Here is a 20,674-nt window from a genome sequence, read left to right as displayed (position 1 = left end):
GAGATGCCCGGCAGGGCAGAGGGGGGTGCTGTCCCTCCGGCCTGTCAATCAATCAAAAGCACGCCTTTAGACCCTTGCCTGCTGAATTCTCCATTGAGTTGCGAGGCGGCGATCCTTCCCACCCCCCTCTGTCCTGCCGGACATCTCCCCCGCAAGGGGGGAGATTGCGCCCCCATCTCAGCTTTCGCCAATGGCAGGGGCTGAAGAGCGGGGGCCGAACTCGGCAAGAGCGACATAGAACGCTAGCTTTCGGAGTATCCCGGTGACCCCTGCCCTCGACCTTGCCGGCCGCGTCGCGGTTGTCACCGGCGCCTCGCGCGGCATCGGCTATTTCATCGCCAAGGAGCTTGCCGCCGCCGGCGCGCATGTCATCGCTGTAGCGCGCACCGTCGGCGGCCTTGAGGAACTCGACGACCAGATCAAGGCGGCCGGTGGCCAGGCGACGCTGGTGCCGCTCGATCTCGCCGACATGGCCGGCATCGACCGGTTGGGCGGCGCCATCCATGAGCGCTGGGGCAAGCTCGACATTCTCGTCGCCAATGCCGGCGTGCTCGGCGTCATCTCGCCGATCGGCCATGTCGAGGCCAAGACCTTCGAGAAGGTGATGACCATAAACGTCACCTCGACCTGGCGGCTGATCCGCTCGGTCGACCCGCTGCTGCGGCTCTCCGACGCCGGCCGCGCCATTGTGCTGTCCTCCAACGCAGCACACTCGGCGCGTGCCTTCTGGGCGCCCTACGCGGCCTCCAAGGCGGCGGTCGAGACGATGATGCGCTCGTGGGCGCATGAAACGCAAAGCCTGCCGCTGCGCGTCAACGCCGCCGACCCCGGCGCCACCCGCACCGCCATGCGTGCCCAGGCGGTGCCCGGCGAGGATCCGGAAGCGCTGCCACATCCTTCGGAAATCGCCAAACGCATCGTGCCGCTGGCCAGCCCGGACCTGAAAGAGACCGGACTGATCTTCCAGGCCAAGCACAATCGATTCGTGACCTATCGTCAGCCGGAATAGCTGTTCTTTTGCCGGAAGATTTTCGGCACTACCTACGTTCTTCGAATGTCTGACATTCGAGCCCTGAACGGAGGAACCACCATGCGCAGACTGCTTCTCGCCACCGCCGCCGTCATGATCGCAGCCTCGGGCGCCGCCTATTCGCAAGACGCAACGATGAGCTTCTTCGTCACCAGCGTCGGCTCCGGCAAGGGTGCCGATCTCGGCGGCCTCAAGGGTGCGGACGCGCACTGCGCCTCGCTGGCGGAAGCCGCCGGCGTCACCGGCAAGAGCTGGGCCGCCTATCTGTCGACCAGCGACACCGATGCGCGCGACCGCATCGGCAAGGGGCCGTGGGTGAATGCCAAGGGCGTCAAGATCGCCAACGACGTCGCTTCCCTGCACAGCGATGCCAACGGCATCACCAAGCAGATGGCGCTGAATGAAAAGGGCGAAGTGGTCAACGGCCGTGGCGACACGCCAAACCGCCATGACATGCTGACCGGCTCCAAGCCCGACGGCACGAGGATCGCCGACCAGACCTGCGGCGACTGGACGCTGAGCGGGGCCGAAGGCGCAGCCATGATGGGCCATCACGACCGCACCGGCCTCGACGATTCGGCGGCCGCCAAATCCTGGAATTCCTCGCATGCCTCGCGCGGCGGCTGCAGCCAGGCGGCGCTGAAGGGCACCGGTGGCGACGGCCTGTTCTATTGTTTTGCAACCAACTGAGCCGATTGGGTTTCAAAAATTGGGACTAAGATCCGCCATATCATCACGCGGCTGTGATCCGAGGGGGAAAGGGTGCGCTGCGGTCATGCTTTCGTCATTTCCGCGGAGTTGGTAGAAGAAACGACTCCCGCAACAAGCGCCCTGGCTGGGCAGAACAAGGAAATTCCCCATGGCTTCGACCGTAGCGTTGGTCTGGTATCTGGTAATCGCCGGCCCACAGGGCGGCATGGTCGTGCTGCCCAGCACCTTCGACAAGCGCGAACAATGCACCGCCGCCATCACCGAATATCAGAAGCAGCCGACACCGACCGGCTGGTCGGTGCAGTGCGTACCGAGCGCCTCGCCCTTCACCGACGAGGGCGACGCCGAACAGCCGGCCGCGCAGTAAGCATCGGACGGCGCTGCGGCTGCCAATCTCCCCACAAGGGGCAGGGCAATCGCATATGGGAAGCCGAGGTTTTCGCCCTACGAGTACCCCCACCCCTAACCCCTCCCCACAAGGGGGAGGGAGACTCTTGTAGACGCTAATCTCCGCAAACTGGCCAAGCACGACGCCAGGGATGATGGGTAAAGGCGCGCGGCCGCATTCCCTCCCCCTTGTGGGGAGGGTTAGGGTGGGGGTCCTTCTTCGCAAGAATCCATATGCGATTGCCCTGCCCCTGGGGAGAGTGGCAGCGTCAGCGCCGTGCGCTCACTGTCAGTTCCGGCTTCTGGCTGATGGTCTGAAACACCACGCAATAGCGCTCGGTCAGCTTTATGAGCGAGTCTATCCGCTCCTGGGGCTCATCGGTGTCGAGACTGAAATTGAGCCGGATGGCGCGAAAGCCGACAGGCGCGTCCCTGGCGACACCGAGCGTGCCGCGAAAATCAAGGTCGCCTTCGGCTTCCACCGTGGCGGCACCCAGCTTGAACTCGAGCGCCGTCGCCACCGCCTTCAGCGTCACCCCGGCGCAGGCCACCAGTGCCTCCAGCAGCATATCACCTGAGCAGAGCTCGAGACCCGAGCCACCGGTCGCCGGATGCAGCCCGGCAATTGCGATCGCCCTACCCGTCTCCACCTTGCAAGCGACCGACTGGTCGTCGATCGAGCCTTTGGCGCGAAGCGTGATCAGGGCTTGCGAAGCGTCGTCGCGATAGGCCTGCTTCAGAGGCGCCTGCATGGCTTTCAATTCTGTCGCATCCATTTCCGTTCCTTCGCTCTCGTGGCCGGCCAGCGGCGCGGCTTTGTCAGATATAAGTGCCGATTGCTTCCTGGAAGCAAGATCGCCATTCCCTGCCCCAACGCAAGCATCGGGCTGGCGTAGCGCTACCCTGACTTTCATCCGTATAGCTTGATAAGAGGGCTTACCTTCCACTCCCCTCGCGTCGCTTCACAGCATGCTGTCGCTTCCCGCAATTTTGGTCCCGCGCCTTATGGCCGATATCGCCATTCTCGAAACACGCGAAAGGGTTCTCGCCGGAATCCTGCTGACCGGCGCCGCCTATTTCCTGTTTTCGACGCAGGACGCTTCGATCAAGCTGCTGGTCGCCGGCATGAGCGTCTGGCAGATCATGTTTTTCCGCAGCATCACCATTCTGGGCGCCTGCGTGGCGATCGGCGGACGGCAGCTGTTTGCAGACACGGCGCGCTCGCCGATCGTGCGGCCGATGCTGGTGCGCAGCGCCTTCACGCTCGCCGCGTGGCTCTGCTATTACAATGCCGCCCGCAGCCTGCAGCTCGCCGAACTGACCACCGTCTATTACGCAGCGCCGATCATCGTCACCGTGCTTTCAGTGGTCATGCTCGGCGAAAAGGTGCCGATGCTGCGCTGGCTGGCGGTGCTGATCGGCTTTGCCGGCGTCTTCGTCGCCTGCGATCCGACCCATCTCGGCCTGTCCGTGCCGGTGCTGCTGGTGCTGGCGGCCGCCGTTTTGTGGGGCATCGCCATCGTGCTCTTGCGCAAGACCGCGCTTGCCGAGCGCTCGATGATCCAGCTCCTGCTCAATAATTTCTATTTCCTGGTGTTTTCGGCGGTGCCGGCGCTGCTCTGGTGGCAGACGCCGGACTGGCCCGAGTTGCTGCTCCTTGCCAGCGTCGGTGCGCTCGGCGGGCTTGCGCAATATCTTCTGTTCGAGGGCATGAAGCGCACGCCGGCCTCTGTCCTGGCGCCTCTCGAATACACCTCGCTGTTGTGGGCATTCGCGCTCGGCTTTGCGATCTGGGGTGATGTGCCGCGCCGCGAAGTGTTCCTGGGCGCCGCACTCATCGTTGCCGCCGGGCTGCTGATCGTCGGCGGCGAGCACTTTCGCAAGCGGCTATGATGTGGATCGCTATCACTGCTGACGCTACGATGTCAGGAGCAAACGGCGTAGGCTGGCGGCATGACTGATGTGGCAGCCACCACCGACACCGCCGCGGAGCGTACGCTTGGCATCATCCTGGTGTCGTCATCGGCGGCCGTGTTTGGCCTCACCGGCGTCTTGACCAAGTCGATCCACGCCGACCCGCTGACCATCATCTGCTGGCGAGGCTTTGTCGGCTCGATCCTGGTCGCGCTCTATGTGTTGTGGCGGCGGCACCGCTCGGGCGGGCGCGAGACCCTGCGATTGGGCTGGCGCGGCTGGCTGCTGGCGGTGGAAGGGGCTCTGGCCAGCATCGCTTTCATCTCGGCCTTCAAGTTCACCTTCGTCGCCAATGTCGCGGTCATCTATGCCACGGCGCCTTTCGTCACCGCGCTGCTGGCCTGGGTCCTGACACGTGAACCCTTTCGCTTGCAGACGATGGTCGCCGCCGCCGTGTCACTGTGCGGCGTCGCGATCATGGTCTGGTCCGGCTTCGGCACCGGCAATCTGTTCGGTGACGGGCTGGCGCTGCTGATGACCATCGGCAGCGCGCTCTACATGATCATGGTGCGCGCCTTCCGCGACACGCCCGTTGTCTGGGCCGGCGCCGTGTCGGCCTTCCTGTTGTTCGTGCTCGGCTGGTTCGTCACCGATCCGCTGGCGGTTTCACCAAGGGACGCCGTTCTACTCGTCAGCTTTGGTGCCTCGTTCGCGCTGTCCTCGATCCTGTGGACGGAAGGCGCGCGGCTCATTCCGGCAGCCGAATCCGGGCTGCTCGGCTCGGCCGAAGTGCCGTTCGCGATCCTGTTTGCCTTCCTGTTCCTGGGCGAGATCGCTCCCGCCGCCAGCATGATCGGCGGCGCCATCGTGCTCTGCGCGGTGTTTGCCCATGCCGGCCGCGACTGGCGGACGGCCCGCGCCCAACGCACGGCGTCAAATGTTTCTTAAAAAGTGAGACAGTCACGGAACCATCATCCCGGTCAGGCATTGTTGGTGCGACGGGCCACCCCAAGTCCCCCCAAACCCCTCGGCCCGTCCTACCTCCAAGCCGACCGCAAGGTCGGCTTTTTCTTTGGTGCTCAGCCGGAGGCAACCGACAAGGCAAGGTTGCCGCCGAGCAGTGCAGCCAGGTCGGCTGCCGGACCATCGGCACCGGCGCGCAACCGGATGGCGAACTCAGCCACCGGCACCTGTGGCAGGCCAAGGTCGCGCGGGGCTTCGACAATGCCGGAATGGGCAAAGCGCGGCGTCCGCAGCGTCAGCGCAACACCCGCGTTCACGGCCGTGCGCAGGCCTGCCAGGCTGGCGCTGCCGGCGGCGATGCGGTAATTGCGGCCGGCCGTATCGAGCGCGGCAAGCGCGGCTTCGCGAAAGCCGCAATACGGATCGAGCAGCGCCAGCGGCAGTTCATCCTGCCGCGAGGCCAGTCCCTTTTGCGAACACAGCCAGATCATCGGCTCGCGCAGCACGCCGACCTCGTCCGGCGCAGCCGTCTGACGCATGACGATCGCCAGATCGAGCCCGCCGGACCGGAGCGTTTGCGCCAGTTCGGCGGAGCGGCCGACACGCAATTCAATCCTGACGCGCGGATGGCTGACGGCGAAGGCGCGGAGCAGCCCGGGCAGGCCGCTGTCGGCGAAATCCTGCGTCGTGCCGATCGCAACATGCCCGGCAGCGCGTGCCCCCTTCAGCGCCAGCCATGCCTCACGATGAGCGGCAAGGATGCGTCTGGCATGGCTGATGAGGTCCTCGCCGGCAGGCGTCAGGCCGCGCCCCCTGCCCTGCGGCACCAGAAGCGGTTCGCCAACAACCTCCTCCAGCCGCTGCATCTGAGCGGTGACCGCGGAGGGCGAACGGCCTACGGTTGACGCCGCCTGCGCCAGCGAGCCGCTGTCGACGAAAGCGAGGAAGGTCCTTAGCAGGTCGGGGTCGAGCGTTTCCACAATTCGATGATATCGAACCTTCAATTAAAAACAATTCGATTTTTTTGATTCGACTGTGATGGCATGGTCCCTCCAACGGCGATCGGACGCCGCGTAAACCAAGGAGACGAAAATGCCCATCATCACCGTCAGCGTCACCGGCAAGCCTGATGCCGCCCTGTCCGCCAGCATCGCCAGGGAAGTGACCGAGATCACCGCCACGCAGCTGCGCAAGGATCCGACGATCACCGCCGTCGCCGTATCCTACATCGATCCGCAGCACTGGTTCGCCGGCGGCAGGTCATTGGCCGAGCACGGCAGCAACACGTTCTGGCTCGATATCAAGGTGGTCGACGGCACCAACACCAAGCTCGAGCTGGAAGCCTATCTGAAGGCGATCTTCGACGCCTTCGGCCGCCTGCTGGGCGGCGTGCACGAGGAAAGCTATGCCTTCGTGCATGAGGTGCCTGCCGCCGCCTATGGCTATGGCGGCAAGACGCAGGAGTTTCGTTTCATCAGTGGGCGATTGAAGGCGGCATAGCGCCTTCTTCACCTTCGCCCCTTGCGGGAGAAGGTGGCCGAGCGAAGCTCGGTCGGATGAGGGGTGTTGGACCAAGTGCAACGTTGCTGACTCAAGCGCCTCAAATCCTTTGATTTTTTACGCTGCATTCCTTCCAACACCCCTCATCCGTCTCGGCGCTGCGCGCCGATCCACCTTCCCCCACAAAGGGGGAAGGCAAGGTCGCATTCATCCGCATTGACCTTGCTCCCACATCGTCTAGGCTCTGGCTGAAGCGGCCGCTAAAGAGCCGCGATGCTAAAATCGTTGGGAGAGATGCGGCATGATCCTGACACTGGCGCTGCTTGCGGGTCTCGTTGTGGCTTGGCTGCTGATCGGCGTGGTGGAAAAATTCCGCCTCGGCCTGCGCTTCACCCAGGCGCTGCTTTATGTGCCGTTCAAGCTCGCCTATCGGATCGGCGACAACCGCATCAGGATCGCCCGCAAGGCGCAGGTCCCTGTCATCTATGTCATCTCGCATCAATCGCGTTTCGAGCCGGCGCTGATGCTGTCGCTGCTGCCGGACGACACATTGCACATACTCGACGACATCTCGGCGCGGTCGCCATGGCTTGAACCGTGGCGCGAGCTTGGCCGTACCATCGCCTTCAACGCCGAACATGTTTTCGTCAGCCGCCGGCTGGTGCGCGTGCTGAAGGGCAAGGGACGGCTGGCCGTCTATTTGCCGGATGCGGTCGAGCCCGACGTCAAGACGTTTCGGCTGTTTCGCGCCGTCACCCGCATCGCCATGCAGGCCGACGCCCGCATCGTGCCGATCTTCGTCGCCGGCGCGCGCAGCCTGCCAGTGTCGCTGACGCCGGCGGACAAGGCGCCACGGCGCTGGTTTCCGCAACTGTCGATCAGCGTGCTGGAGCCGATGACCGTTGCCGAACTGGTGGCGCGCAACCCGGACCAGGCCTCGAACACCAACGCGCTGTTCGACCGTGTCGCCGAGGCCCGGCTTTTCGGCACCGACCTCGATCGTGGGCTGTTCCTGGCCATGCGCGATGCCGCAGCCCGTGTCGGCGCCTCGCACCCGATCATCGAGGACGTCATTTCCGGGGCGCTGAGCTACCGCAAGATGTTCATTGGCGCCCGCGTCCTGGGCCGCCGTTTCGAGGCGGTGACGGCGCCGGGCGAAGCGGTCGGCCTGCTTCTGCCCAACGCCAATGGCGTGGTGCTGTCGTTTGTCGGCCTGCTGTCTGCCGGCCGCGTGGCGGCGATGATCAACTACACCGCCGGGCCGGCCAGCGTCACGGCCGCCGTGCGCACGGCGATGATCCGTACCGTTATCTCGTCGCGCGCCTTCGTCGAAAAGGCCGACCTTGCCGATATCGTCGCGGCGGTCGAAAAGGGTGGCGCCAGGCTGCTATGGCTGGAAGATGTGCGGGAGAGCGTCACTGCGCTGGACAAGTTTGCCGCCGCCTTGCTGTGGCGCTGGCCGCTTCAACGGCAGGATGCGGCAAAACCGGCGGTGATCCTGTTCACCTCGGGTTCGGAAGGGACGCCCAAGGCAGTTGTGCTGTCGCACAGGAACCTGCTCGCCAACGCCATGCAGGCCGAGGCGCGTATCACCATCTCGCCGGCCGACATTCTGCTCAACGTGTTGCCGGTGTTCCATTCCTTCGGCCTGACGGGCGGCACCATCCTGCCGCTGGTCACCGGAGTGAAACTGTTCCTCTACCCCTCGCCGCTGCACTACAAGATCATCCCCGAGGTCGCGCGCAAGGTGAAGCCGACCATCATGTTCGGCACCGACACGTTCCTCGCCAATTATGCGCGCACCGCCAAGGACGGCGATTTTTCCAGCCTGCGTTTCGTCGTTGCCGGCGCCGAGGCGGTGAAGCCGGAGACACGCCGCGTCTATCGCGAGCGCTTCCAGGCCGAGATCATCGAAGGTTTCGGGCTGACCGAGGCGGCACCCGTGGTTGCCGTCAACACCGCCATCCATGGCCGTGACGGCACGGTCGGCCGGCTGCTGCCGGCAATGCGCATGAAGCTGGAGCCTGTCGAGGGCATCTCCGACGCCGGCCAGCTGTGGCTCGACGGACCCAACCTGATGATGGGCTACATGACCGCGGATCGCCCGGGCGAATTGCAGCCGCTGACCGGCTGGCACGACACCGGCGATATCGTCGCTGTCGATCGCGAAGGCTTCATCACTATTCGCGGCCGCGCCAAGCGCTTCGCCAAGATCGCCGGCGAGATGGTGTCGCTGGGGGCTGTCGAGATGCTGGTGCAGTCGCTGTGGCCGGAAGAACGCCATGCGGCGGTGGCGGTGCCGGACAAGAAGCGTGGCGAGCGCATCGTGCTGGTCACCACCGCCGACGATGCCAATCCCGACGAGTTGCGCAAGTTCGGCAAACAGGCGGGTGCCGCCGAACTGATGGTGCCGAACGACATCGTCAAGGTGGAGGAAATTCCGGTCCTGGGTTCCGGCAAGACCGACTATGCGACGACGAGAAAGCTGGCGATCGACAGGCTGGGACTGGGTGTGGCGGCTTAGGATAGAAAGAAAGCGGTCCCGTCCCACGCCGTGGGACAGCGCCCCCCTCTCGAGGTTTCGAGCAACCCTACCCTATATCGGAAGGCGGCACTTTCTCGCCCTCTTGCTTGGCGCGCTTCGAATAGGCGCGCACGCTGAATGGCAGGAAGAGCAGATATCCGGCGACCGAAGCGGTCAGCGTGTACCAGGGATAGGTCATCAGCAAGAGCACGTAGAGCACGACGCCAAGGATGATCGGCAGCGCCTTGTCGCCCGGTATCTTCAGACTCTTGCCGGAATAGACCGGCAGCCGGCTGACCAGCAGGAAGGCGACCAGGACCGTGAAGCCGGTGGCAATGAAGGCGGCTGGGCGACTGGGTTCCAGACCGGTGCGCAGGAAATAGAGATAGAGCGGCAGCATCACCAGCACGGCGCCCGCCGGCGCCGGCACGCCGACAAAATATTCGGACTGCCACACGGGGCGATCGGTATCCTCGTCCAGCACGTTGAAGCGGGCAAGCCTGAGCCCGCAGGCGATGGCAAACAGAAGTGCCGCGATCCAGCCCGGCGATCCCGCACGATCGAGCAGGAAGGCATAGAGCACCAGAGCCGGCGCCACGCCGAAGTTGACGATGTCGGCCAGCGAATCCATCTGCGCGCCGAATTTGGAGGTCGCCTTCAGCATCCGCGCCAGGCGGCCGTCGATGCCGTCGAGGAACGCCGCCAGCAGCACCATCACCACCGCCGGCTCGAAGCGGCCTTCGAAGCCGAAGCGGATGCCGGACAGGCCGGCGCAGATGGCAAGCACGGTGACGAGGTTGGGCAGCACCATGCGCATCGGGATTTCGCGGATGCGCGGGCCGCCGCTGCCATGGGCTTCGAACTTCTTGTATTGCGTGCCCACCGGTCAGGAAATCCGCACGAGAGGGGTGCCGGCGACACCGCCGAATTCGGCCAGCACGGTTTCGCCACCGACCGCCGTCTGGCCAACGGCAACGCGCGGCGTGGCGGTCAGCGGCAGGAACACGTCGACGCGTGAGCCGAAACGGATCAGGCCGAAACGCTCGCCAGTGCCGATCGTGCCGCCGGCCTCGGCCCAGCAGACGATGCGGCGCGCCACCAGGCCCGCGATCTGCACGGCGGCGACCGTGCCGTTGGGACTCTCGATGACCAGACCATTGCGCTCGTTCTCGGTGCTGGCCTTGTCGAGCTCGGCATTGAGGAATTTTCCGGGCCGATGTTCGATCCTGGCGATACGGCCGCGCACCGGGGCGCGGTTCACATGGCAGGAAAAGACGTTCATGAACACCGAGATGCGGGTCATCTCGACATTGCCGAGGCCGAGTTCGCGCGGCGGCACGGCCGGTCCAACCGCCGAGATGATGCCGTCGGCCGGGCTCACCACCAGGCGGTCGTCGACCGGCGTGACGCGCTCGGGATCGCGGAAGAAATAGACGCACCAGGCGGTCAGGATAAGGCCTATCCAGAACAGGATCGAGGAGAAATAGCCGAGGAACAGCGTTGCCGCGCCGAAGGCCGCGATGAAGGGATAGCCTTCGCGATGGATCGGTACGAACGCGTTCTTGACCGTATCGACAAGGCTCATCGGGCTGGGGCGGGCTCCGTTTCAAGTCCGGCCTCAATAGCCGAAAGCCCCCTTCGCCGCAACGCAACAATCGGCATGGCCACATTGGCCGCAACTTGCAGAAGCGGTGATGTGCTTGCTGTCAGCGTCATTGCCATCGGAATTCAGGCCACCGCCGGTTCACAGCGCGTGGAAAAGGTCAGTCGCTCATGATCCGACATCTGAGCGGGGCGCACCTTGATGACAGTCGATGGGCTGCCTGCCAAGGCTGCGGCGCCAATGGCCATGCCGATGGAAATTTCTTCCTGAGCGAAAAGTAGGGCTGCTGTCGGCAAACCGCCCCTTCGCCCGTCCTTGGTGAGACAGCGTCGTTCATGGCCTCTTTCGGCCATGATGACGCCCGCAACACAAGGAGTTCCCGCAAATGCAGAAACAATCGGTCCCCCAAGCGCGCCTCATTACAGCCGGCCTCGCCTTCGGGGAATCGCCGCGCTGGCATGATGGGCGTCTGTGGGTCTGCAACTGGGGCACGGGCGAAATCGTCGCCGTCGATGCCGACGGCAATCGCGAGATCGTGCTCACTGTGCCGGCTGTCCTGCCCTATTCCATCGACTGGCTGCCGGATGGCCGCCTGCTCGTCGTCTCCGGTCGCGAAGGGCTGCTGCTCAGGCAGGAAGCCGACGGCGCACTCGTCACCCACGCCGATTTGCGCGGCCTGTCGAAAAGCCCGTGGAACGAGATCGTCGTCGACGGGCGCGGCAACATCTATGTCAATGGCGGCGGCCCGGCGCCGGCTCCCGGCGAGCATTTCGGCCCCGGCACCATCGTGCTGATCACATCGGATGGCGCGGTCCGGCAAGTGGCGGAGAATATCGCCTTTGCCAACGGCATGGCGGTAACCCCGGACAACAAGACGCTGATCGTTGCCGAATCGCACGCCAACCGGCTGACCGCCTTCGACATCGCCGCTGACGGCAGCCTCGCCAACCGCAGGGTCTGGGCCGATCTCGACGGTTTTCCCGACGGCATCTGCCTCGATGCCGAAGGCGCCGCCTGGTATGCGGATGTGCCCAACAAGCGCTGCGTGCGGGTGCTCGAAGGCGGTGAGGTGCTGCAGACGGTCGATGTCGACCGCGGCTGCTTTGCCTGCATGCTGGGTGGCGCGGACAGAAGAACGCTGTTCATCGCCGCCGCCGAATGGCGCGGCTTCGAGCATATGACCGGGGATGCCCGCACCGGCCAGGTGCTCGGCGTTGAAGCGCCGGCGCCTGGCGTCGGCTGGCCTGGCTAAAGCGCGTCGCGTTGAAACGGATCCAGTCGACGCGCTTTAAGCTTTTTTGTTTGTGCATGTCGTTGTCCCAAAACCGCTGCGCACTTTTGGGCGACATGCATTAGAGCCCGGGAATCCGCTGATAGTTGGCGATGTCGGCCCGAACGCCGAGCCGGGCGATCGTCTCCCGCGGATTGAAGGCGATCCGTTCATGCGCGGCCTTGACGATCGGCACGACCTTGTCGACGGCCGCCTGGCTCTCCCATTCGACGATCGTAACCAGGTTGAACTCACCCGGCCCCGAGAATTGCTCGAGCAGGAAGTCCTGCACGAAGCCATCCTGCCGGCGCAGCAGCTCATGCGTTGTCCTGACCTTGGTGAGGATCTCCTCGCGGGCGGCGGCCGGGACGACGAACTTGTCCACCCTGAACACGCTGCCGTCGTTAACATTCTGATTTATGTCGTTCATTTCAACTGTTCCGTTCTTGGATCATGGCGTTTGCGGGCTCCAAGAACGGCGTACGATCTCAACTTAAGTTGAGGTCAAGTGGAAATTTTCGACACCTTTCCCTTTCCCCTTGTGGGAGAAGGTGGCCTCGTGAAGCGAGGTCGGATGAGGGGTGTTCCAGCTTGGCAATGACGACATTTCTTCCAGCACCCCTCAACCGTCTCGGCGCTCCGCGCCGATCCACCTTCTCCCACAAGGGGGAGAAGGTAAAACGCTATGACACCTCCGACGTGCGGCGGCGAACGATGACGCCAAGCTCGTCGCCCTCGCGGGCGATGCGCAGCCGCTCCTCGGCTTCGGTCGCTTCGCGCTGGCGGTCCCACATCGAGGCGTAGAGACCATGCTTGCGCATCAGCTCGGCATGGGTGCCGCGCTCGGCGATCTGGCCGTCATGCAGCACAATGATCTCGTCGGCGGAAATCACCGTCGACAGCCGATGGGCGATGACGATGGTGGTGCGGCCACGGCTGACCAGATCGAGCGCGGCCTGGATCTCCTGTTCGGTGTGGCTGTCGAGTGCCGACGTCGCTTCGTCCAGCATCAGGATCGGCGGTGCTTTCAAGATGGTGCGGGCGATCGCCACGCGTTGCTTCTCGCCGCCGGAGAGTTTTAGCCCGCGTTCGCCGACCATCGACTTGTAGCCATCGGGCAGCCGCTCGATGAACGGGCCGATCTGGGCAAGTTCGGCCGCCTTGCGCATGTCGTCCTCACTCGCGCCGATGCGGCCATAGCGGATGTTGTAGGCGATGGTGTCGTTGAACAGCACGGTGTCCTGCGGCACCATGCCGATCACAGCCCGCAGGCTTTCCTGCGTCACGTCACGGACATCCTGGCCGTCGATCAGCACCTGGCCGGCCTGGACGTCGTAGAAGCGGAACAGAAGCCGCGAGATGGTCGACTTGCCGGCGCCCGACGGCCCGACGATGGCGACCGTCTTGCCGGCCGGCACCTCGAAGCTGATGCCTTTCAGGATCTTGCGGTTCGGGTCATAGGAGAAATGCACATCGCGGAACTCGACCGTGCCTGCCTTGACGACGAGCGGCTTTGCGTCGGGTTTGTCGACGATCTCTTGCGGTACATCCAAAAGATCGAACATCTGCTCGATGTCGGTCAGTCCCTGGCGGATTTCGCGATAGATGAAGCCGATGAAATTGAGCGGCACCGACAATTGCATCAGCATGGCGTTGATGAAGACGAAATCGCCGACCGTCTGCGTGCCGGCCTGCACTTCCAGCGCCGACATGCACATGACGATGACGGTGCCGAGGCCGAAGATAATGCCCTGGCCGAAATTCAGCCAGCCGAGCGAGGTCCAGATGCGCGTCGCCGCGATCTCGTAACGCGCCATCGAACGGTCGAAACGCTCGGCCTCCATGCCTTCGTTGTTGAAATATTTGACCGTCTCGTAATTGAGCAGCGAGTCGATCGCCTTGGTGTTGGCGTCGGTGTCGCTGTCGTTCATGTCGCGGCGGATCGAGATGCGCCAGTCGCTGGCGCGGACCGTGAACCAGACATAGATCCAGACGGTGACGGCGACGACGACCACATATTTCCAGCCATAGGTAAAGGCAAAGATGCCGGTGGTCAGCGCGAATTCGAGGATGGTCGGCGCCGTGTTGAGCATGATGAAGCGCACGATCGTCTCGATGCCCTTGGTGCCGCGCTCGATGATGCGCGACAGGCCGCCGGTGCGCCGCTCGAGATGAAAGCGCAGTGACAGTTCGTGCATATGAACGAAGGTGCGGAAGGCGAGCTGGCGCACCGCGTACTGGCCGACACGGGCAAACAGCGCGTCGCGCAGCTGGTTGAAGCCAAGCTGCACCAGGCGCACGACATTGTAGGCGACGACCAGCATGACCGGCGCCAAAAGGAAGGTCGGCAGCGGCGGCACCGACTTGGCGTCGCCGGCCAGCGCGTCGGTCGCCCATTTAAAGAAATAGGGACCGGCGACCAGCGTCAGCTTGGCGACAACCAGCAGAAGCGTCGCCCAGGTGACCCGTGCCCTGAGATCGGCGCGATCGGCCGGCCACATGTAAGGCCACAGATTGAGCAGCGTCTTGAAGGTCGAGGAGTCGGAGACAGTTTTTTCGGCCATTTTTTGTGCCTTCTTCTTATTTTTCAGCGGCCGGAGCAGCAGGAATTGACGAGCGCGGCAACCGATGCGGACACACCGGCGAGCGCTGCACGATCGACCTCGTAGCGCGAGCGCTGCCGGTCGGGCTCGAAGCGAACCAGGCCGGCCTCGACCAGTATCTTCAAGTGCTGGGAAACGGTGGACTGGGCCAGATCGAGATGATCGACCACCTCACGGCAGCAACAGGAGTTGCTGCCCGACAGATATTTCAGGATTTCGATGCGTGCCGGATGCGAAAGTGCTGCGATGCGGGCGGCGATAGCGCGGCTGTCCACGGCGGGGTTTTCCGGCGCGCGGCAGCTTCCGCCTGCTTCAAAGAGGGATTCGGTCATCGTCCATCGGCGATAAACGATGACCGTGTCGAGGGCAAGCTAACCCGATGGGTAGAGCAGGACAATCGCTTCAGACCAACGACAGTTTCCAATTTGTGGGGAGATCACCATTTGTCGAAGTTGGCGCCGCCCCTCATTGCCCTGCCGGGCATTTCTCCCCGTATAGTGACGGGGAGAAAGAAGCTGGCCGCAACGCTGGCGCCTTTTCTTCAGCACTGACAATTTGAGCACCGACAATTGGCGAAATCGTCGATGACAGCGCCCCTCTCCCCGTCACTATACGGGGAGAGGATGCCGGCAGGCAGGTGAGGGGCGCCACTGACGTTCGGAACCTGAAGCAATTGCCCTGATGGGGCAGAACTTGCGAAATATAGATCGAGTCCGAGGCGAGCCAGGCAATGCGTTAGTTGGTCTTGGTCGGCGCTGTTGTCGCCTGCTCGCCCATCGACTTGAGGTCGGCGGCTTCGCCTTCCTTCGACTTTTCCGGGACCTTGAACACCTGTCCCGGCCAGATGCGATCGGGATCGCTGATCTGGTCCCGGTTGGCGAGGTAGATGGTCGAATAACGCACGCCATGGCCGTAGACGCGCCGTGAAATCCGCCAGAGCGTGTCGTTGCGGCGGATGATGACGGCACCGTCGGCATGCTCGAGCTTGGGCGCCACGGTCTCGGGGACATCGCTTGGCGGCGTTGCCGCCGCCACAACGGCCGGAGCTTGGGCTGCGGCCGAGGCTGGCGCCTCGGTGGCCGGTGCCGCCGGGACAGCCGCGACAACAGCAGGCGCGGCCGGCTTTGCCTCAGCGGGCTTGAGCTCTGCCGGCGCCACGGCGGCGACCGATTCACCCGGCTCGCGCTCGAACGGTACGGCGGCGCGGGCCACCACTTTCACCCCGTCGGCATCGAGGCCGTCGACACGGATGGTGTAGCTGCCGACCGGAATGTCGCGCGTCGCTTCGACCAGGAAGTGGCGGTCCGGCGACGTCCGCGCATCACCGAGCAGGATGTCGTTGGCATAGGCGCGCACTTTGCGACCGGCATCGGCGAGGCCGGCAACAAAGATCTTGTGGCCGTCGATCTCGACCGCCTCGACGACGATCTTGGGTTCGGCCACGGATGCAGCGGGCTGCGTTGCCGGTGCTGCCGGAGCCGGCGTTGCTTCAACCACGGCCGGCGCTGGTGTCGTTGCCGCCGGTGCGGCTGGCGCCGCAGCAGCAGTCGCAGGCGCTGCGGTTGCCGGGGCAGCTGGCGCGGCAGCCTGGTTGCCGGCCGCCGGCGCGGCTGGCTTTGTCTCGGGCGCCGGAACGGTAAGCAGTTGGGCCGGCTTGCCCGGCTCCTCGACCATGGCCAGCACCTGGCCGGCCGCATCCTTGGGAACCGAAACGACGGCGGTCTGCGGCGAGGCGGTCACGACACCACCAGTGGTCGCGCGCAGTGCAATTGTATAGTCGCCCGGCTTCAGCGGATCGTCGAGGACGATGACAAAGGCGCCGTCAGGCCCGGCGATGGTCGAGCCGAGCACGGGCTGGCCGCTGAGGATCTCGACTTTCGAGTTGGGCGCCGCATTGCCGGCGACGACGATGGAACCATTGCTCTCGACACGCACGACATCGAAGGACGGCGCGATCGGACCGGCCGTGGCCGGCGCAGCGGGTACCGCCGTACCCGTCGCCGGTGCCATCGCATTGGTGCCGGGCGCCGCTGGCGCCGTTGCCTGGGGCGCAGCGGCTGGAGCGGCCGGCACCGCCGCTGGCGGCAGCCGCGCTTCCGTGCCGGGAGCGGCCGGTTTCGGCGCCGCGGGCGGTGTCAGCGCCGCTACTTCCGCAGGCGGCGTGCGGTTGAGATATGGGTCGAGTGCGCCCGATACATAGGCGGTTCCTGCGGCCGCGACGGTCCCACCCGCCGCGAACAAGAACGCCTTCAATGGATTAATTGCCATATTAACCTACCCCTTAGCCACCTAATGCCGGTCTAGCCTGTTTTGCCAAGACCGACAAGAAAAAGCCCGTCCCGGGGCTTGACCACGCTTTCAGACCCAATCACCAATCATCGGCATGAACACGATTCGATCCGTCTGCGTCTATTGCGGCTCGTCTCCGGGCCGTGATGAAACCTATGCCAAGGCCGGACACCTGCTCGGGCGCTCGATTGCGCGAGCTGGTCTGCGGCTGGTCTATGGCGGCGGCACCAAAGGCATCATGGGCGCCGTCGCCGAGGGCGCCCTGCGTGCCGGCGGCAAGGTGACGGGCATCATTCCGCGCTTCCTGATCAACAAGGAGGCGACCGAAACCGCGCTTGACCGGCTCGACGAGCTCGTGATCACCGACAATATGCACGAGCGCAAACACAGAATGTTCGAAAAATCCGACGCCTTTGTGGCGCTGCCCGGCGGCATCGGCACGGTCGAGGAGATCGTCGAGGTCATGACCTGGGCGCAGCTCGGCCATCACCGCAAGCCGATCGTCTTCGGCAATGTCGGTGGATTCTGGGATCCGATGCTGGCGCTGCTCGATCACATGACGACCGAGGGCTTCATCCACACCGCGCAGCGGGTCAAGCCGCTGGTGGTCAACGACCCCGAAGCAATCGTCGCCGCCATCATGGTGGCAGGCTCCTCCGTCGACGCGCCGACCGAGGGCGTGCAGTCGGTGATCGACAAACTCTAGGGGAATAAGGGAATAGGGCAGTAAGGCAGTATGTGAATTGCCTGGAGTGTGGCCCTCTCCCTACTGCCCTACTGCCCTACTGCCCTACTGCCCTACTGCCCTACTGCCCTACCCTCTTCCCCAGCTGCCTGCCGCACGGCGGTCGTGACGTCAAGAAACTGTCACACGAAACCGGGTTCCCCCATGCTAGGACTTCGCAATTGCGCCGCGGCGCGGGTCGTGGATTGAACCTGCATCTGGAGAAGCGACAATGAACATCGCTCCCAATCAGCAAGGCACTGACCTTTCGCCCTATCTGCCCGACGAGCACGGGCTGTTCTTCGTCTACCATTTCACCACTGAGGGCCTGCGCACCAAGGACCTGGCACAGGCGCGCTGGACCTGGCGCAGCTATCAGGTCACCGACCTGCACGCACGCCAGGAGATCGGCGCCGAAAGGGCTTTGCCGGGACCGGTGCGCGACGCCTTCCTTGCCCCCAGCCATGGCTGCCACATCGACTTCGAGGATGGCTGGCTCTATGGCGATCTGCCGGATCTCAGACACGACTTTTCGGAGGCGCGCGGGCTCGTCCATTTCCGCTTCGCCTTCAACGACACGATGCTCATCGGCGCTCGCAAGCAGCCGCTGGAATCGGTCGACGCCGTCCGCAAGACGGTTGAAAATGGATCGCGGAAATTCCGTTCGCCGGCGGAACTGATCGAGGCGGTCACCGGCCAGTCGCTCGACGGCATGTCGGCAGAACTCGGCAAGCTGGGCGACACGCTCGACGGCATCGAGGACCGGGTCGTGCGCGATGCATGGCACAATGAGCGACAAGCACTGGTCGAGGCGCGCCGGCAATTGGTGGTGATCCACCGGCAGATGGCAACGCTCACCAATCTGTTCCGGCATCTCGACCATTCGCATCGCGACGAACTGCCCGACCCGATCAACGACATGGCGGCCAGGCTCTCGCAACGGGCGCATACTCTCTATCATGACGGCGAGCAGTTGCAGGCGCGCACAAGGCTGTTGCAGGACGAGCTGATGGCCAAGCTGACCATGCAGTCGAACCAGTTGCTCTATGTTCTCTCTGTCATGACGGCGGTGCTGCTGCCGATGACCATCATTTCGGGCCTTTTCGGCATGAATGTCGGCGGGCTGCCGCTGGTCGACACGCCCATGGGCTTCTGGGTGGTGACCGCGGTATCACTGGTTATCGCGGCCGCCACCTATCTGTTCGTCAGACGGCTTGGCCGGGGATTGTGACAGCAGCCCAGCGATTTCTACGCCGAAGCGCGAAGATCTTCGACAAGGGTGCCGGCGGCAAGGACTTCCGCTTCGTGGTCGGGCTCGCGCCACGTCTCGGCAAGGCCTGCAGCGTACCATTCGCGCATCGCCGGCAAGGCAAGCAGCCGTGCCGGATAGCCGGCAGCCGCTCCCTCGAAGGAGAGCCCATAGGACTGGACCCGAAACGCCACCGGGGCAAAGAAGGCGTCGACGGCCGTAAAATGAGCGCCGGCGAGAAACGGTCCGCCGAAACGAGCAAGGCCATCGTTCCACAGATCGCCGAGGCGGAAGAGATCCTGCTTCAGCGCATCGGACATCGGGGACGGCTTTATCCGCACGCCGCAATTCATCGGGCATGCGCCGCGCAGCGCCGTGTAGCTCGAGTGCATTTCGGCAGCCGCCGAGCGCGCCCAGGCACGCGCCTTGGCCTCGGCAGGCCACACGCCATGGTGGCGTTCGGCCAGATATTCGACAATGGCGAGCGAATCCCAGACCGCCCAGCCATCGTCGATCAGGCTGTTGTCTATCAAGCAGGGCACCCGGCCGCTGGGTGAGAACGGTCGGTAGAGATCCCAACTCGATCCGGTCGGAAATGGCGTCAGCCGCTCCTCGAACGGAATGTCCAGTTCGCGCATGAGGACCCACGGCCGCAGCGACCATGAGGAATAGTTCTTGTTGCCAATGTGGAGCAGGTACATCGAAGTTCCTTATCGGACGGAAGCCTTGCGCGCGCTCGTCAGCATCGACCAGGAATAGATCGCCAATGCAACCCAGATCAAGGCGAAGGCGACGGCCTGGGTGGTGCCGAAAGGCTCGTTGAAGATCAGGACGGCGATCAGGAACACCATGGTCGGCGCGATATATTGCATGATGCCGATGGTCGAGAGGCGCAGCAGCTTGGCACCGAAGGCGAACAGCAGCAGCGGTATCGATGTGACCGGTCCGCAGCCGATCAGCAACGCCGTGTCGGTGGCATTGCCGGAGACGATATGGTCCTGCCCGGTCGCGATCAGGTAGGCGATGTAGCCTAGGGCCGGTACCGACAGCAAAAGCACTTCGAGCAAAAAACCCTGGCTCGGGCCAATCGGCAGTGTCTTGCGGAAGAAACCATAGGCGGCAAAGGAAAACGCCAGGGCCAGGGACACCCAGGGCAGCTTGCCGCCCTCGATGGTCAGCACCGCGACGGCGACCGCCGCCAGCACCACCGCCGCGATCTGCAGCCGGTCGAGACGCTCGCCAAGCAGCAGCGCGCCAACGACGACGCTGACCAGCGGGTTGATGTAGTAGCCGAGCGCGGTCTCGACGGTGCGGTCGACCGCGATCGCCCAGACATAGATGCCCCAGTTGACCGAGATCAGCGCCGCCGTCAGCGCGGCCATGGCGATGGTGCGGGGCGAGCGAAGTGCGGCCTTGAAATCCGCCGTGCGGCCGGCCCAGACCAGAACCGCCGCGGCGATCGGCACCGACCAGACGATGCGATGAGCAATGACTTCGGCGAGCGGCAAATGCGCGACCGCCTTCATGTAGAAGGGCAGCAGCCCCCACAGGAGATAGGCGCCCAGTGCCAGCAGGAAGCCGCGACGGGCCTTTGAATCGGCGTCCAGGGTAAGTGCGTCAGTGGCCATGGGCCAACGCTATGGCCCAGCCACCTTGCCAAGACCATCGCAAACTTCTGATGGATCAATGGACTTTCGCTGATGGTTCAAGGGGCCCTGGCGGCTCTACTCGGCAACCGCCTTCGCAGAGCTCGGTTCCTCGCCCCACGGAAGTGGGGAGAGGTGGCCCGGCAAAGCCGGGACGGAGAGGGGTCTTCGGGACTTCGGGACGGCTGGGAACTCGCTGTTCAACAACCTCAATTGGACTTCATATCATGGCCAGTCTCGCGCCCTGTTCTTCACCGGGCT

Annotated in this window: 21 protein-coding genes; 10 read left to right on the top strand and 11 right to left on the bottom strand. The window is 64.1% G+C overall.

The genetic code is table 11. From position 1 onward, the window contains the following. Positions 1-262 precede the first annotated feature (262 nt). From BPNPMPFG_RS00290 to BPNPMPFG_RS00280, 3 genes are all read left to right on the top strand, one after another. Entirely contained in the window at positions 263-1,009 is a 747-nt protein-coding gene (locus BPNPMPFG_RS00290) for an SDR family NAD(P)-dependent oxidoreductase (protein ID WP_258592702.1), read from the top strand. Positions 1,010-1,090: 81 nt separating this feature from the next. Then, positions 1,091-1,720: a hypothetical protein gene (locus tag BPNPMPFG_RS00285; protein ID WP_258592701.1), complete on the top strand. Its 630-nt coding sequence runs from the start codon at positions 1,091-1,093 to the stop codon at positions 1,718-1,720. A gap of 169 nt (positions 1,721-1,889) precedes the next feature. Next, complete coding sequence (locus BPNPMPFG_RS00280; RefSeq protein WP_184871167.1) at positions 1,890-2,108, top strand: hypothetical protein; 219 nt, start codon at positions 1,890-1,892, stop codon at positions 2,106-2,108. Positions 2,109-2,397: 289 nt separating this feature from the next. Here BPNPMPFG_RS00280 and BPNPMPFG_RS00275 read toward each other — a convergent pair whose 3' ends face one another. Continuing rightward, a complete protein-coding gene (locus BPNPMPFG_RS00275) occupies positions 2,398-2,904 on the bottom strand; it encodes an OsmC family protein (protein WP_258592700.1) in 507 nt (168 codons plus the stop codon). A 229-nt stretch (positions 2,905-3,133) separates the two neighbouring features. Here BPNPMPFG_RS00275 and BPNPMPFG_RS00270 point away from each other — a divergent pair, with 229 nt between their 5' ends. Then, a complete protein-coding gene (locus tag BPNPMPFG_RS00270) occupies positions 3,134-4,021 on the top strand; it encodes a DMT family transporter (RefSeq protein ID WP_258592699.1) in 888 nt (295 codons plus the stop codon). A gap of 60 nt (positions 4,022-4,081) precedes the next feature. Beyond that, a complete protein-coding gene (locus BPNPMPFG_RS00265) occupies positions 4,082-4,990 on the top strand; it encodes a DMT family transporter (RefSeq protein ID WP_258592698.1) in 909 nt (302 codons plus the stop codon). Between the two features lie 131 nt (positions 4,991-5,121). Here BPNPMPFG_RS00265 and BPNPMPFG_RS00260 read toward each other — a convergent pair whose 3' ends face one another. Then, a complete protein-coding gene (locus BPNPMPFG_RS00260) occupies positions 5,122-5,985 on the bottom strand; it encodes a LysR substrate-binding domain-containing protein (protein WP_258592697.1) in 864 nt (287 codons plus the stop codon). 112 nt (positions 5,986-6,097) lie between these two features. Here BPNPMPFG_RS00260 and BPNPMPFG_RS00255 point away from each other — a divergent pair, with 112 nt between their 5' ends. Continuing rightward, positions 6,098-6,505 carry a tautomerase family protein gene (locus tag BPNPMPFG_RS00255; protein ID WP_258592696.1) on the top strand — a complete coding sequence of 136 codons (408 nt, stop codon included), beginning with the start codon at positions 6,098-6,100 and terminating at the stop codon, positions 6,503-6,505. Positions 6,506-6,806: 301 nt separating this feature from the next. Then, positions 6,807-9,029, top strand: a complete 2,223-nt coding sequence (locus BPNPMPFG_RS00250) for an AMP-binding protein (RefSeq protein WP_258592695.1) — start codon at positions 6,807-6,809, stop codon at positions 9,027-9,029. A gap of 67 nt (positions 9,030-9,096) precedes the next feature. Here BPNPMPFG_RS00250 and BPNPMPFG_RS00245 read toward each other — a convergent pair whose 3' ends face one another. From BPNPMPFG_RS00245 to BPNPMPFG_RS00235, 3 genes are all read right to left on the bottom strand, one after another. Next, complete coding sequence (locus BPNPMPFG_RS00245; protein WP_413776821.1) at positions 9,097-9,912, bottom strand: CDP-alcohol phosphatidyltransferase family protein; 816 nt, start codon at positions 9,910-9,912, stop codon at positions 9,097-9,099. A gap of 3 nt (positions 9,913-9,915) precedes the next feature. After that, positions 9,916-10,614: a phosphatidylserine decarboxylase gene (locus BPNPMPFG_RS00240; protein WP_258592694.1), complete on the bottom strand. Its 699-nt coding sequence runs from the start codon at positions 10,612-10,614 to the stop codon at positions 9,916-9,918. Positions 10,615-10,757: 143 nt separating this feature from the next. Next, positions 10,758-10,928: a hypothetical protein gene (locus BPNPMPFG_RS00235; protein ID WP_258592693.1), complete on the bottom strand. Its 171-nt coding sequence runs from the start codon at positions 10,926-10,928 to the stop codon at positions 10,758-10,760. Between the two features lie 89 nt (positions 10,929-11,017). Here BPNPMPFG_RS00235 and BPNPMPFG_RS00230 point away from each other — a divergent pair, with 89 nt between their 5' ends. Next, a complete protein-coding gene (locus BPNPMPFG_RS00230) occupies positions 11,018-11,884 on the top strand; it encodes an SMP-30/gluconolactonase/LRE family protein (protein ID WP_258592692.1) in 867 nt (288 codons plus the stop codon). Between the two features lie 100 nt (positions 11,885-11,984). On the opposite strand, the gene BPNPMPFG_RS00225 is transcribed toward BPNPMPFG_RS00230, so the two are convergent. From BPNPMPFG_RS00225 to BPNPMPFG_RS00210, 4 genes are all read right to left on the bottom strand, one after another. Continuing rightward, positions 11,985-12,332 carry an antibiotic biosynthesis monooxygenase gene (locus BPNPMPFG_RS00225; protein ID WP_258592691.1) on the bottom strand — a complete coding sequence of 116 codons (348 nt, stop codon included), beginning with the start codon at positions 12,330-12,332 and terminating at the stop codon, positions 11,985-11,987. 253 nt (positions 12,333-12,585) lie between these two features. Beyond that, positions 12,586-14,466, bottom strand: coding sequence for an ABCB family ABC transporter ATP-binding protein/permease (locus BPNPMPFG_RS00220; RefSeq protein WP_258592690.1), 1,881 nt, complete (start codon positions 14,464-14,466; stop codon positions 12,586-12,588). Positions 14,467-14,489: 23 nt separating this feature from the next. Next, the gene (locus tag BPNPMPFG_RS00215) at positions 14,490-14,837 is read right to left on the bottom strand and encodes an ArsR/SmtB family transcription factor (RefSeq protein ID WP_413776820.1); all 348 of its coding nucleotides are present in this window, start codon (positions 14,835-14,837) and stop codon (positions 14,490-14,492) included. A gap of 403 nt (positions 14,838-15,240) precedes the next feature. Next, on the bottom strand, positions 15,241-16,773 hold the full coding sequence (locus tag BPNPMPFG_RS00210; RefSeq protein ID WP_258592688.1) for a LysM peptidoglycan-binding domain-containing protein: 1,533 nt from the start codon (positions 16,771-16,773) through the stop codon (positions 15,241-15,243). A 115-nt stretch (positions 16,774-16,888) separates the two neighbouring features. On the opposite strand from BPNPMPFG_RS00210, the gene BPNPMPFG_RS00205 reads away from it, so the two are divergent. Together BPNPMPFG_RS00205 and BPNPMPFG_RS00200 are read left to right on the top strand one after the other, a co-directional pair. Next, the gene (locus BPNPMPFG_RS00205) at positions 16,889-17,500 is read left to right on the top strand and encodes an LOG family protein (protein WP_258592687.1); all 612 of its coding nucleotides are present in this window, start codon (positions 16,889-16,891) and stop codon (positions 17,498-17,500) included. Positions 17,501-17,750: 250 nt separating this feature from the next. Beyond that, a complete protein-coding gene (locus BPNPMPFG_RS00200; protein WP_258592686.1) occupies positions 17,751-18,749 on the top strand; it encodes a transporter in 999 nt (332 codons plus the stop codon). 17 nt (positions 18,750-18,766) lie between these two features. Here BPNPMPFG_RS00200 and BPNPMPFG_RS00195 read toward each other — a convergent pair whose 3' ends face one another. Both BPNPMPFG_RS00195 and rarD read right to left on the bottom strand, forming a co-directional pair. Then, the gene (locus BPNPMPFG_RS00195; protein ID WP_258592685.1) at positions 18,767-19,468 is read right to left on the bottom strand and encodes a glutathione S-transferase family protein; all 702 of its coding nucleotides are present in this window, start codon (positions 19,466-19,468) and stop codon (positions 18,767-18,769) included. A gap of 9 nt (positions 19,469-19,477) precedes the next feature. Next, complete coding sequence (rarD, locus tag BPNPMPFG_RS00190) at positions 19,478-20,395, bottom strand: EamA family transporter RarD (RefSeq protein ID WP_258592684.1); 918 nt, start codon at positions 20,393-20,395, stop codon at positions 19,478-19,480. Positions 20,396-20,674: the final 279 nt, after the last annotated feature.

This window comes from Mesorhizobium sp. AR07, assembly GCF_024746815.1.
Taxonomy (GTDB): Bacteria; Pseudomonadota; Alphaproteobacteria; order Rhizobiales; family Rhizobiaceae; genus Mesorhizobium.
The sequence above is the reverse complement of the archived record's forward strand: the minus strand, read 5'-3'. Positions and strand labels throughout refer to the sequence as shown.